Here is a 13,093-nt window from a genome sequence, read left to right on the forward strand (position 1 = left end):
CTACCTACGCTGATAATTTGGGACGGTCATTTCTACAGTGAAACTATCTGAAAATTCTCTCAATTCGCCAACCGGGGACCCCAAAACAGTGGAAGACGCTCCCGACACGCCACCCGGCACGACCGCTCCCACCGCTGCGGATGCGAAATCAGGCGGTTTTCTCAGCAGCCTGCTCCGCATCGGACCGGCCGTGGTCGTGGCTGCCGTGGTGCTCGGGCCGGGGAGTATCGTCGGAGCCAGCCGGATCGGCACCCAGTACGGCTACCAGTTGCTGTGGGTCGTCCCGGTCGCCGGCTTGCTGATGGTCTCGATGACGATCGCTTCGATGGCGATCGGAGTGCTCGGTCGTGTGACTCCGACGCAGGCGGTTGCCGAGCGGTTTGGGCGGCTGGCGGCCGTCGTGGTTGGCGGGATGGTGATGATCGCGGTGACGCTGTTCCAAGCCTCCAACAACAATGCACTGCTGATGGCCCTGGAGGGTTTTGGGTTCGGGGTCGCCGGCGAGACGCCGACGCTCGGCAGCCAATTGCTCCGCTGCCTCTCGCTGCTGGTTGTCAATCTGCTGGTGATCGGCCTATTGATGGCGGGCCGCCGCGATCTGTATCGCAACGTCGAGCGGGCGATGGCGGTGTTGGTCGGGATGATGGTTTTGGCGTTCGCGATCAACTTGGTCGCCGCCAAGCCGACCCTCTCGGGGATCGGTGGAGGGTTGGTCCCCAAGGTAGCCGAGAGCACGGGCGGTGAAGGTTTGGCCTGGCTCGCCGTCGGAGCCCTGATCGCGACGACTTTCTCGGTGGCTGCGGCTTACTACCAGTCGTACCAGGTCCGCGAAAAGGGCTGGACGGGCCGCGATCTGCGGCTGGGGATCACCGACTCGGCGATTGGGATCGGGACGCTGACGGTCGTCACGATGATGATCCTGGTCACCGCCGCGGCGGCTCTGTTTGGGAAGATTCCGGTCTCCGAGTTGACCGACGCGGCGGCGGTGGCACGAGCGCTCGAGCCGCTGTTCGGTTCCTGGGCCCGGATCGTATTCTCGGTCGGGATCATGGCCGGAGCGGTCAGCTCGTTCGTCGTCAACGCGATGGTCGGAGGCGTGATTTTCTCCGACAGCATCGGTACCGGGACAGCGATGAACTCCACCGGCGTGCGGATTTGGACGGTCGCCGCGTTGCTCTTCGGCTGGATGGTCGCTTCGGCAGCGATCCTGACCGGCGTCGATCTGGTCAGCTTCATCATCGTCGCCCAGGCGCTGACCGTCTTCGCCCTGCCGGTGCTGGCCGGCGTGCTCGTCTGGCAGCTGCACTCGCTGCCCCAGACGAAGGAGTTGCGGGTGCCGATGTGGGTCACGCCGATGTGCTGGATCGGATTGCTGGTCGTCGTCGGAATGGCGATCCGCACCGCAATGCAGTTGATCGAGCGGTTCAGCAGCTGAGAGCCCCGCTGGCTCCGAGAATCGGGCTTTCGCCGCGATCGGTCCGACGCGTATTCTCGTGGAACCAAAAGGGTTCCACGGCCGCGGGAAAGGATGTTCGCGGATGTTCCGAAAGCTGTTGTGCAGCGCGATAGGGCTGTTGGCCGCTGCGATCGCAGCGCCGTCGCTCGCCGTCGCGCAGTCGACGACAGAGGCGAGCCGCTTGCTCGACCCCGAGCTGTCGGTCGAAGCGGTGCTGGGCGAGCCGCAGCGAAGCGATTCGGGTTTAACTGGATCGGGGCTGGCGGGATCGGGGCTGGCGGGATCGGGGCAAAACGCTTCGGGAGCCGGGGCGCAAATCCTGCTCCCCACGCCGCTCTCGGTCGGGGGGCCAGCGGGTGAAGGGAGCATCGACCCGGCGTTCGAGTTCGCCCTCGGCGGTCCCGAGCGGTGGACCAGCCCGGAGGGGCTTTCAGGATCGCTGCAGATCGTCCTGCTGTTGACCGTGCTGAGCATGGCTCCGGCGGTGCTGTTGATGACGACCTGTTACGTGCGGATCATCGTCGTCCTCGGTTTGCTCCGCCAAGCGCTCGGGCTGCAGTCGTTGCCGCCGAGCCAAGTGATGACCAGCATCGCGCTGTTCATGACCCTGTTCGTGATGACGCCGGTCTGGAACCAGGTCTACACCGACGCGATCGAGCCCTACACGAATCCCGAGGTCGAGATGTCGACCGAGGAGGCGTGGGAGGCGGGGACGTTGCCGATCCGGCAGTTCATGGCTCGGCAAATCGAAGCGGCGGAGAACCACGACGACATCCACCTGTTCTCCCGCTACGCGAATCCCGACGAGCCGCTTCCGGAGACCTACGGCGACGTGCCGATCCGCGTGCTCCTGCCGGCCTACATGCTGAGCGAGCTGAAGACCGCCTTTCTAATGGGCTTTCAGATCTATTTGCCGTTCTTGATCGTCGACTTGGTGGTTGCCAGCGTGACGATCTCGATGGGGATGTTGATGTTGCCGCCGGCAGTGATTTCGCTGCCGTTCAAGTTGCTGTTGTTCGTGCTGGTCGACGGCTGGCGGTTGGTCGTGGAGATGTTGCTGACCAGTTTTGGCACGCTCCCGCTGTCATAGTTTGCGTATTTTTGAGCCGACGGCGCTAGCCGCGGGTTCGGTCGCGCTGCCGAACGGCGGACCGGATTGGGCCCGAGGCTAGCGCCTGCGGCTCAGGGGCCCGAGGCTAGCGCCTGCGGCTCAGGGGATATACGGAAAGGTCAACCGAGGGAGCGGATGGAAACGAGCGTCGCAGTCGATTTGGTTCGTGAAACGCTGATCGGTGCAGTGATCATCGGGGCCCCGGTGTTGCTGGTGGGGATGATCGCGGGCTTGGTCATCGGGCTGCTGCAGGCGTTAACGCAGGTCCAGGACCAGACGGTGTCGTTCGTGCCCAAGATCCTGGCGATGGCCGCGGCACTGATCGCCTGCCTGCCGTGGTTGATCGAGCGGATGCTCGAGCTGACCCGGCTGGCGTTCGAGAACGCTGCCCTGGTCCACTGATGGCAACGGTCGACGCACTGGCGAATTACTTTGGCGGACCGCTGATCCTGTTTTTGCTGGTCCTGACCCGGCTCGGCGTGATGCTGCTGGCGATGCCTGCGGTCGGCAGCGGAGTGCCGATGCGGGTCCGGGCGGTCCTCGCGATCGCCCTGGCGCTGATCCTGATGCCGCTGATCGAGCCTCGCTACACGCTCCCGGTCGACAGTTTGCTGAAGTTGACGATCTGCGTGATTCGCGAGGCGGGCATCGGGATGCTGATCGGGCTGGTGGTCCGCTTGCTCGTGACCGGGATGCAGTTGGCTGGCGAGGTGGCGACCAACAGCGGTGGGATGCAGCTGGGGGAATCGCAGGACCCGGAAATCCGCTCCAGCGTCCCCACGCTCGCCCGGCTGATCGGGTTGCTGGTCACGGCCGTGATGATCACCGCCGGTGGCCATCGAATGATGATCGAAGCGCTGATGGACAGCTTCGTGGCGATGCCGCCCGGAGAGGTCCGGTTTGAGATCGGGATGCTCGAGCTGGTCGTCTACGAACTGAGTTCCGGGATGTCGGCGGGGATTCGCGCCAGCGCGCCGATCGTCGCCTCGCTGCTGCTGACCAACCTGATCACGGGCCTGATCAGCCGCACGCTGCCCCAGTTGAACGTGCTGGTGATCGGATTGAGCATCAACGCCCTAGCGTTCCTGGTCGTCTCGGCGACGGCGATCAGCACCGCCGGATGGCTTTTCCGAGACGAACTGATGCTCCTCTTCGAGCGACTGCAGAAGGTTTGGTAGGGGAGACGAGAGCATGGCGGAGTCGGCGGGCGAAAAGAAACATCCAGCGAGCGAGCAGCGGCGCCGCAAGGCGCGGGAAGAAGGGCAAGTGGTCCGCAGCCAGGACTTGGCCTCGGCGATGCTCCTGCTCGCCTCGGTCGGGGTGCTGTGGTGGCGCGGTCCGCTGCTCGCTGAAGGGCTGGCGCGGATCGTCGTCGATGCGCTGGGAGATGCTTCGCCGCAGCCGTTCACCCCGCAAGACGCTTCGCACCGCCTCGCCCGCATGGCCCTCGAGACCGCCTCCTTGGCCGCTCCGATCCTGCTCGTGATGTTCGTCGCCGGAATCCTCTCGAACGTCCTGCAAACCGGCCCTTTGGTGGCGACGGCCAAGTTGATGCCGAAGTTCAGCCACATCAATCCGGCCAGCGGGCTCAAGCGCCTCTTCTCCGTCAGCGGTCTGGCGCGGCTTGGCTTCGGTCTGTTCAAGATCGCGGTCGTCTTGGCGGTGGCCTACGCGGTCGTGCTCCGCTGGCAAGCTGCCGTGCTGGGAATGAGTTACGTCGCGATCCCCGAAGTCGCCTCGCTGATCTTCCGCTGCTGCATGGAGACCGGGATGTGGATCGGCGGAGCGCTGTTCGTGCTGGCTCTGTTCGAATTCGGCTTTCAGTGGTGGAAGTTCGAACAGGACATGCGGATGACCGACCAGGAAGTTCGCGAAGAGATGAAAGAGAGCCAGGGGGATCCGCAGATGATCGCCCGTCGCCGTCAGGTCCAGCGACAGATGGCGATGCAGCGGCTCGGCGGCGAAGTTCCCAAAGCCGACGTCGTGGTGACAAACCCCACGGAACTGGCGATCGCGATCCGCTACGATCCCGAAACGATGGCCGCTCCGGTCGTCGTGGCCAAGGGGGCGGGGGTGATCGCTCAGCGGATTCGCCGCCTGGCGCTGGAGCACGAAATCCCCATCGTCGAACGCAAGCCGCTCGCTCAGATCCTCTATAAGACCGTCGATGTCGGGGGCAGCGTTCCGGTCGAGCAGTACAAGGCGGTGGCCGAGGTCCTCAAGTACGTCTACCAGCTGCAAGGCCGCAAGATGCCAAAGGTGGCCTAGCCAGAGTCGCCTTTCGCTCCGCCAGAGTCGCCTTTTGTTCCGCCATAGTCGCCTTTCGCTCCGCGAAAGAAGCGTCGTGGCTGCGCAACTTTCGCGGAGCGAAAGGCGACTCTCTGCGCAACTTTCGCGGAGCGAAAGGCGACTCTCTGCGCTACTTTCGCGGAGCGAAAGGCGACTATTTGGGCTCAGTCGTGGATCTCGAGCGTCACGATGCCAGTCAACCGGCATCCAGAGCTCTCGCCCTCGCGCGGCGTGAGCTCAAGCTCCAGGAGGTGATGCCCATGGAGCCGCTCGCTGACGGCCACTCGCAGCGGTGCTGCGTCCGAAGGCAGGGAATCGCAGAGCGGCGCGCCGTCGAGCCGCGCCACAAGCCTGCCGCTCCAGCTCTCGATGACCAGATCGACCGGGACGCGGCCGTCGCCATCCCCCAGGCCCGTGGGGCAATTGAAGGGGCGGAGGTAGCGGACCAGGCCCGCGTCGGAGGCGTTTGCACCGGGGAAGGTTTCCCGGTCGTCCGAAGGCAGATCGGGAAGCCCGACGGCCGTCTGCTGCGAGCCCGTCTGCTGCGAGCCCCGTTGCTGCGAGCCGGTTTGGCGGGTCCAACCGGCTCGCAGGCGAATCGAATGCGACACCGGGGCGTCAGATCACGCTGTCGGACTGGCTCAACAATTCGTCGACCGCCGACTGGTAGCTCAGCAGGCCGGCATCGCCGACGTCGAGCGTTCCATCGGCCACCAGGTCGAAGTCTTCCAAGCCGCCGAAGATTTGCACGACCGTATGGCCCGACTTGTCCCGCATGAAGAGGAACTGGTCGCTTGGAATCCAGCCGGTCAGGACGGTGCCATCGAGGAGCACGACGGTCAAAGCAGCGGTGTTGGCCGCGGCATTGATGTTGACTTCGCCGTAGCGAATGCCTTCGAAGCCCGCTCCCGCTTTAAACCATTCGGTCCGGCCCGAAGCGTCGATGACGGCGGTCGCTCCTTGCAGGCCAGACCTGGATGAGCTCGAGTTGGCGACGAAGAAGTCCGGGTTCGGATTGCTCTGGATGTAGCTGGAGACCAGCATGTCGAGCGCGTTGCCCGCCCGGCCGTTGGTTCCGTAGAGCGTGAAGTTGTAGCCGCTGGCGTCGATTCCGCCCGGCTCTTCGATCACGATCGTGAACTGGTTCTGGACCGTGTCCGCATCGCCCGCGGTGCCGGGGAAGTCGGCTCCGTCGTACACCAGATCGGGCACTTCGAAGATCACGCGATAGGTGCCGGGCGGAACGTTGTTGAACTCGTAATGGCCGTCGGCATCAGTCGCCATGGTCAGATCGATCGCCGATCCGGTTACGTTCGCACTGGCGCTGCTGACCAACCGCACCTTGGCCATCTGCAGACCCGGCTCGTCGGGATCCTGGACGCCGTTGCGGACCGGGTTTGAAACGCTCTGGTTGTAGTCGAAGAAGACCGCACCGGAGATGGTGCTCGGTTCGAACTCTTCGACGACGAATTCCACCGTGCCGGTGACCGTCGCCTCGCCGTCGGAGATGGTGATCTGGAATTCCGCCTCTCCGGTGTAGTCGGGATTCGGCGTGAAGGTGACGGAGTTCGTCGCGGCGTTGAAGACCACCGTCCCGTTGGAGTTCGCCGTCGCCGTTGCGCCGACGAGCGAGAGGGTCTGGCCGAGCAGAAATCGCTCGTTCTCCGGACCGACCGTCGAGGCGGCCAGCAGCTGGCTTTGCGAGTAGGTGATCGTGCTGTTGTTGTAAGCAACGATGTTCGGATTGCCGAACTCCGGCGGATCGTTCACCGGAGCGACTTCGACCGTCACCACACCGTCGGTGCTCTGACCACCGCTATCGGTGACCGTGATGGCGAAGGTGTCGGTGCCGAAGAAATCGTCGGCCGGCGTGTAGACGATTTGGCCGCTGCCGTTGATCGAGACGCTGCCGCCCTGAGCCGTCTGCCCCGAGGCATTTCCGACCGAGGTGACCGAGAGCGTTTGCTGAGCGAGTTCGTCGGTAGCCGATTGCGGGCCGGGCGCGGAGTCGCCGAGGATCGCTGCCGGCGAGACCGTCAGGACGTCGTCCTCGTCGACCGAGAGCGGATTCAGGTCGAGCACCGGGACGTCGTTGGCCGCTTCCACGTCGATCGTGAGCGTGCCCTCGGTGGTCCCGCCTGCGCCATCGCTGATCGTGTAGGTGAAGCTATCGAGGCCGTCGATCTGGGCATTGTAGTTCGCGGCCGGGTTGTAGGTGATCGTCTGGGCTTCGACATTCAGCGTCACCGTACCGCCTTTGGCCGTCGTGCCGCTGACGGCGGTGACCGTCAGCGTCTGGCCGCTTTCATTCGCCGCTCCCGGATCGTCGTTGGCCACGAGCACGCTAGCGTCGATCTGCAGTTCGGTGTCTTCGACCGCGTTGGCCACTGGGTCGCCAGCAAAGACGGGCTCGTCGTTGACCGGCGTGACCGTGATGGTCACCGTGCCGGTCGAAGCGGCGATCTCGTCCGCTTCATCGATCTCGGACAGCGGTGTGCCGGTGTCGGAGATGCGATAGGTGAAGACCACTTGGCCGTTGAAGTCCGCCGCCGGAGTGAACTCCACCGAGTTGCCATTCTGAACCAGCGTGCCTTGAGCGGCTGAGATGCTGCTGACCGACTCCAAGACGACCGTCTCGCCTTCGTTGGCCAAGTCGTTGTCGGTGATGGTGAAGGTGCTGGTTCCGCTGTCTTCGGCGACCGTTTCCGAGTCACCAATCGCTCGCGGACGGATCACGGGAACGACTTCGATGGTCACCGTCGCGGGATCCGAGGTGAGTCCGGTGCCGTTCTCGTCGGCGATCACATAGGAGAGGGTGACGGTCCCGACGAACGGCGGATTGCCGGCGTTGGGGGTGTACAGGATCGAGCGGCCGTCGTCGCTGATTCGAGCTTGGCCGTTGATGTTTCCGACCGGCGTCAAGGTAACGATGCGGAGCTCGCTGTTCTCGCTCTCCTCGCCCGGGCCGGCCGAATCGTTCGCGAGCACGTTCAGGACGTTGTCGACGCTCAATTCGTCGACGACCAGATCGGGATCATCTTCAGCGATCGGAGCATCGTTGACCGGGGTCACCGTGACGGTCACCATTCCGGAGGCCGTGGCTCCGCCGCTGTCGGTGACCGTGATCGGGAAGGTGTCGGTGCCCACGAAATCGTCCGCCGGCTCGTAGCTGATCCGCCCGCTGCCATCGACCGAAACGGTGCCACCCTGGGCGGTCGCTCCGGCGGTGCCGGCCGCGGTGATCAGCAGCGTCTGCGAGGCTTCGTCGGTCGCCGTGATCGGGCCGGGGCGCGAGGCACCGAGGACTGCCGATTGGGCGACCGAGAGCGTGGTGTCTTCCGCGGTGGTCAGCGGCGAGAGGGCCAGCTGCGGCGGGTCGTTGACTGCGGCCACGGAGACGGTCACCGTGCCCGTGGTCGTACCCCCGGCACCGTCGGAGATCGTGTAGGTGATTCGATCGGTGCCGTTGAAATTGCTCGGCGGCGTGTAGCTGATCGTGCCGTTGGCGAGCGTCGCCGTGCCGCCGGCGGTCGAAGTCGCCGCCACGGCAGTCACGGTCAGAGTCTGGCCGGTCTCGTTCGGTCCGACCGAATCGTTCGAGAGCAGCGGGGCGGTGGGGATCGCCAGCGGCGTGAGGGTGTCCTCGGTCGTGTTGCGGACCGAGTCGGCGACGAAAATCGGGTTGTCGTTGACCGCGTTGACCGTCACCGTCACCGTCCCGCTCGCCTCTTCGCCGGAGGTGTTGCGAATCACGTAGGTGAACGAGTCGCTGCCGAAGTAGTTCGTGTTCGGCGTGTAAACCACGTTGCCGTTGCTGTTGAACGTGACCGAACCGTTCTGCGGGGTGCCGACCGAGACCAGCGAGAGCGTTCCAGTGACCGTGGCATCGTTGGTCAGGACGTTCAACGATCCCGAAGCGTCCTCCTGCAGCGTCAACTGGTCGTTGGCCGCGGTGATGCTCTCGATGACGTTCAGGATCGCCAGACCCGGACGGTCATCCCCGGCGATCGCGGCACTGTCGTCAGTGTCGATCAGGATTTGGCTGTTGGGAACCTTCACCGGGACTGCCACCATCGACAGTTCCTGGTCGCCTCCGTCCGGCGGATCGACCTGGATCACCACGCCCGTCGCCGGTTCGACGGCCCGCACGAGGATGCTGAAGGCGCTAAACGGCTCGCTGTAGTCCTCGATGTCGTCGGTCGACAGCGTCGTGCCGCCGACTTCGTTGAATCCGACTTCCAACGCAGGGTCGTCTTCGGTGGCCGCTACCGGCACCGGAGTGTAGACGCCGCGAACGAAGTCCGAATAAACCGCTTCGCCGTTGGTGCGGCTGAAGACATCCAGGTTCTCGGCGACCGCGGCACCGTTGAGCGACCCGTCGGCGAGCACCGCGGGAATGATCCGGCGATCCACCGTGACCGGGCCGTTGTCGGTCACCAGCCCCGACGAGTCCACCGTCAGATTCGGAACGTCGGTGTTGTAGAACTCTTCGCCCAGGAAGCGAATCCGCACCTCCAGGCTGACCGGGACATTCTGGTCGTTGCGGATGATCTCATGGCTCACGTCCGGCGGCGTCGCCGCACCGGTCACGTCCTGGACCGCCTGGCTGACCGCGGCGAGCGTCTGCGAAATGGAATTGTTGCGGAGCTGCGCGGCCGTGATGCTCCGAGTCGTGCTCGTTCCTTCGGATCCAATTACCAAGGAGCCCGATTGCGCGGAGAAGATGTTGAGCGAAAACTCCGCGTACACCGTCTCGGTCAGCACCGGCTCGATCGCATCGGGCTGACTCACCAAGAAGTCGACGTAGGCGGTCGCCACACCCCGCGGCGTTTCGAACGCCGGTCGCAGGTCGCGGTAGAGCAGTTCGATTTTGAAGACTTGGCCGGGGGCGACATTCGCCGTTCGCGACCCGCTCGGAATCAAGCTGGTGCCGTTGAGATCGGTCAGTCCGACTTGCAACTCGACGACTTCGTTCGCCGCCTCCGCCGTGTTGCTGTTGAGCGCATTGACGACGCGGAGGGCGTCGATCGGCGACGCAAAGCCGTCGTTGTTGACGTCGACGTACGAGCTCGGAGCCAAGCCGCCGCCGGTCAGCGAGCGGGCGCCGTTGCGATTCAGATCGTTGATCACCGCCAGCGCGTCGAGCGGCGAAACCCGATCGTCCTGGTTGACGTCGGTCGGAGCCCAGTAGTTGTGGTGCGGCATCACCTCGACGACATCACCTGCCAACAGCTGACGATGCTCGAGCAACTCTCCCAGCAGCCGACGCTTGGTGGAGGCAGGACGAGGTCGACGGCTGCTGTCCGAGCTGCGAGTGGATCGACGCGAAAAATTCTTCATCGCCTGGGCTCAACGGTAGTGCAGAGGGAAATGTTTAAGACGCGCGTGGTGTCGGTTCGCAAAAGGCCCGAAACCGAAGCTCGGCCCTACATTTTTTCGATCGGAAAAGAGAAACGGGCATCTCGACTCAGCCGGGGTTGCCGTGGGAGCCAAGACCCACCAGCTCAAGAACAGCCAACCTCATTGACAGGTGCTCAAACCCTTGAATCGCACACAGTTTACCCAGAAGCTGCAGATTATCAAGTTTTGCCCGCGCTTCCGTGCTAAAGAGGCTGGAAATAGGACTTAGAGCGGTAGAACCCCCAAAAGTTCCCATCAACTCGCCCTCCCTGGTGGTAAAAATTTCATCCACCGCTGCGGCCGAGCCCGCCTGAAGCGTGCTCGACTGAAGTGGACTCGCCTCTAGCGTACTCGACTGCAGCGTACTCGCCTCCAGCCTGCTCGACTGCAGCGTGCTCGCTGGGAAGCTGCTCGACGGGAGCGGGATTCCCTCGCCGTGGCTCGGCATCCGGTTGAGGTAGTTGACCACTTGGAGCGCGTCGAGGGGGCTCAGCCAGCCATCGCCATTGATATCCACGAAGGGGCCCTCGGGATCCGAGGCATCGAGGATCCGCCCTCCGATGCGATTCAGGTCATTGATCACGACCAGGGCGTCGAGCGGGCTGACGATCCCGTCGTTGTTGGCGTCGAGCGCGTGGAGCGGATTCTGCCAGGGGCTGGGGACGACGACCAGCGGCACCGCCAGCGGCACCGCGGCGCCTGCCACGACGTCGACTTCGATCGGTCCAGCGGCCAAACCGTGGATGCCCAGCCGCGGCTGGACGTCCAGCGTGTATCGCCCATCGGGCAGGTCGGCGACCGAGAAGCGTCCGACCGCATCGCTCGTGATCGTCGCCGGTGGTCCGAAGCGGAGGTCGTCGAGCCCGACGTCGGTGCCGGCATGTCCGCTCGCCACGACGCGGTGAATCGAGCCGGTCGGATCGCTGACCCGGAGCGTCGCCGACTGGCCCACCGAGAGCGGTCCGACGGTATCGCGAGCGATCAGCTTGCCGTCGATGTCGTAGGCGGCAAAGCGGGCAAAGGCACCGTCGACGCCGCCGATAGCGGTGATCCTGGCGGTGGCGGTCGGGGTGTCGAAGGTAGCTGAAAACTCTCGCCCGGCGCGTGCGTTCCAGCGGTTGCCGATGTTGAGCGAGTTGTCGCGGTAGAAAAACTCGGCGATCGAAGACGAATTGCCAGCGGACGCGACAAGACCCGAGAGGACTCCTCCACCGGTGGCCACGATCTGCACGCCGGGCTGATCGCTCGGGATTCCGCCTCCCGCAAAATCGTCCGGCTCGACGCGTCCGACCGTCCCCTCGGCGAACCCTACGAGACTGACCGTCGCCGCCGGCAGCAATGCCTCGTCAGCATCCCACGCGGAGTCGCCATCGCGGTCGAGGAACACAAAGCCGCTGAGCGCGGCGTCGTTGCCCGCCGGCCGGTCGCGGGGGACCTGAATCGTCGGGCTCGTGATCCCGGTGGTGGCGTCGATCACCCGCAATTCGACTTCGCTGAACGACGCGGCGAGGGGAATTTCAAGATCGAACTCGACCTGCTGGGCGTCGGGCGTCGCGGCGGTGAGCCAGGCTCCGCCATCGATGCGGTACTCCAAGCGGCTGACGCGGTTCAACGTGATGTCGCTTTGCGTCCCCGAGGAGTTCGCGTTGAGCAGGGCGACCGCCGACGCGGAGCCGACGACGCGGAGCGATTCGCTCTCTGTGGAGTAAACCGCCGACGCGTTCAGCTCGAGCGGCACGTCGAGCACGTCGAACACGCCGTCGCCATCGCTGTCCTGCCAGCCGACCATCGCCAGCGTTGAAGCTGGGCTGAGGTGGTTTTCGTACGCTTCGCGAAGCACTTCGCCGGCCGACATGATGCTCGGCTGCTGCACGAACCCGGGCGTGGGGTTGTCCGCGGCGTTGGTGTTTTGGGCGTTGTAGTAGCCGCGGCGATCGGTCCAGGAACCGGCCCCTGGGTATTCGTCCCGAGCCCAAAAAATATGTCCCAGCTCGTGGGCATGCGTCGACGCCGGGCGGGCCGAGGGGGTGATGAAGAACAGCCCCCCGGCGAACGCGAACGCTTGGCTGAAGTCGCCGCCCGGGGCGAACAGCCCGTCCTCATTCAAGGTGTCGTGCGAGGAGTCGACGATGAAGACCGTGAACGCCCAATCGGTCGCGTGGGCTTGCCGCTGAGCGTGGTTGAAGGCCCGCATCGCGTCGGCCAGCGTGCCCTCGTCCGCAAAGCCCTGATCGTCCAGGAACCGGCCGACGTAGGCGGGGAAATCATTCGAAGGGCGGTCGATCGGCTCGTAGGGTGAGGGTTGCGGATTGCGTGCGAACTGCTCATCGATCACGAACTCCAGCGAGTGCCGGTCGGTGAGCGTGGCCAGCGTGTCGACCCACCACTGCGTCCCTTCGGCCAGCGTGGCGAGCACCGCATCGATCTCTTCGCTCGTCCAGTCCTCGGTGCTCGGATCGAACGATCCGTCGCTCTCGAGCAGCACGGGCGTCACCGCGACGCGGCCGAGCAGATACTCGCCGGTGTCCCGCGGCGTGGCTCCCAGCGGCAGAGACGACGTCAGCGGGACCGCCGAGAGCAATCGCCGCTCCTCCAGACTCTCGACCCTCAGCCGCCGCGAGGGAGTCGGACGCAGCGAGCACGCCTGCCGCAGGGCGGAGCGAAGGCGGCCCCTGAGGAGCGAGCGGCCCTTCAGTTGCGAGCGAGGTGAGCCGAAATGCATTGCGATCCTAAAGGGAGCCAGCGGTTTCGTCGCGGTTCGATCATGCACGCAGTCTTCAGACTACTGCTCGGTCTTTAGACTATGGCTTGGGCAGAGGATTTCACCGCAGCGGAAA

General features: G+C 64.6%; 8 protein-coding genes. 5 read left to right on the forward strand and 3 right to left on the reverse strand.

The window, feature by feature from the left end; genetic code table 11:
- Positions 1-88: 88 nt before the first annotated feature.
- From GNK13_RS03660 to GNK13_RS03680, 5 genes are all read left to right on the forward strand, one after another.
- Positions 89-1,435 (forward strand): NRAMP family divalent metal transporter, encoded by a 1,347-nt coding sequence (locus GNK13_RS03660; protein WP_164101083.1) that lies wholly within the window; start codon positions 89-91, stop codon positions 1,433-1,435.
- 103 nt (positions 1,436-1,538) lie between these two features.
- On the forward strand, positions 1,539-2,546 hold the full coding sequence (fliP, locus tag GNK13_RS03665; RefSeq protein ID WP_235934755.1) for a flagellar type III secretion system pore protein FliP: 1,008 nt from the start codon (positions 1,539-1,541) through the stop codon (positions 2,544-2,546).
- 156 nt (positions 2,547-2,702) lie between these two features.
- Complete coding sequence (locus GNK13_RS03670; RefSeq protein ID WP_164101084.1) at positions 2,703-2,969, forward strand: flagellar biosynthetic protein FliQ; 267 nt, start codon at positions 2,703-2,705, stop codon at positions 2,967-2,969.
- Complete coding sequence (locus GNK13_RS03675) at positions 2,969-3,745, forward strand: flagellar biosynthetic protein FliR (protein ID WP_164101085.1); 777 nt, start codon at positions 2,969-2,971, stop codon at positions 3,743-3,745. The genes GNK13_RS03670 and GNK13_RS03675 overlap by 1 nt, the downstream gene beginning before the upstream one ends.
- Positions 3,746-3,758: 13 nt before the next feature.
- Positions 3,759-4,835 carry an EscU/YscU/HrcU family type III secretion system export apparatus switch protein gene (locus GNK13_RS03680; RefSeq protein WP_164101086.1) on the forward strand — a complete coding sequence of 359 codons (1,077 nt, stop codon included), beginning with the start codon at positions 3,759-3,761 and terminating at the stop codon, positions 4,833-4,835.
- 185 nt (positions 4,836-5,020) lie between these two features.
- On the opposite strand, the gene GNK13_RS03685 is transcribed toward GNK13_RS03680, so the two are convergent.
- The 3 genes from GNK13_RS03685 to GNK13_RS03695 form a co-directional block, all read right to left on the reverse strand.
- Positions 5,021-5,467, reverse strand: coding sequence for a hypothetical protein (locus tag GNK13_RS03685; RefSeq protein WP_164101087.1), 447 nt, complete (start codon positions 5,465-5,467; stop codon positions 5,021-5,023).
- A gap of 7 nt (positions 5,468-5,474) precedes the next feature.
- Complete coding sequence (locus tag GNK13_RS03690; protein ID WP_164101088.1) at positions 5,475-10,196, reverse strand: tandem-95 repeat protein; 4,722 nt, start codon at positions 10,194-10,196, stop codon at positions 5,475-5,477.
- Between the two features lie 127 nt (positions 10,197-10,323).
- Entirely contained in the window at positions 10,324-13,026 is a 2,703-nt protein-coding gene (locus tag GNK13_RS03695; protein WP_164101089.1) for a dockerin type I domain-containing protein, read from the reverse strand.
- Positions 13,027-13,093: the final 67 nt, after the last annotated feature.

It is taken from the genome of Candidatus Laterigemmans baculatus, from assembly GCF_010367455.1.
Lineage (GTDB): Bacteria > Planctomycetota > Planctomycetia > Pirellulales > Pirellulaceae > Laterigemmans > Laterigemmans baculatus.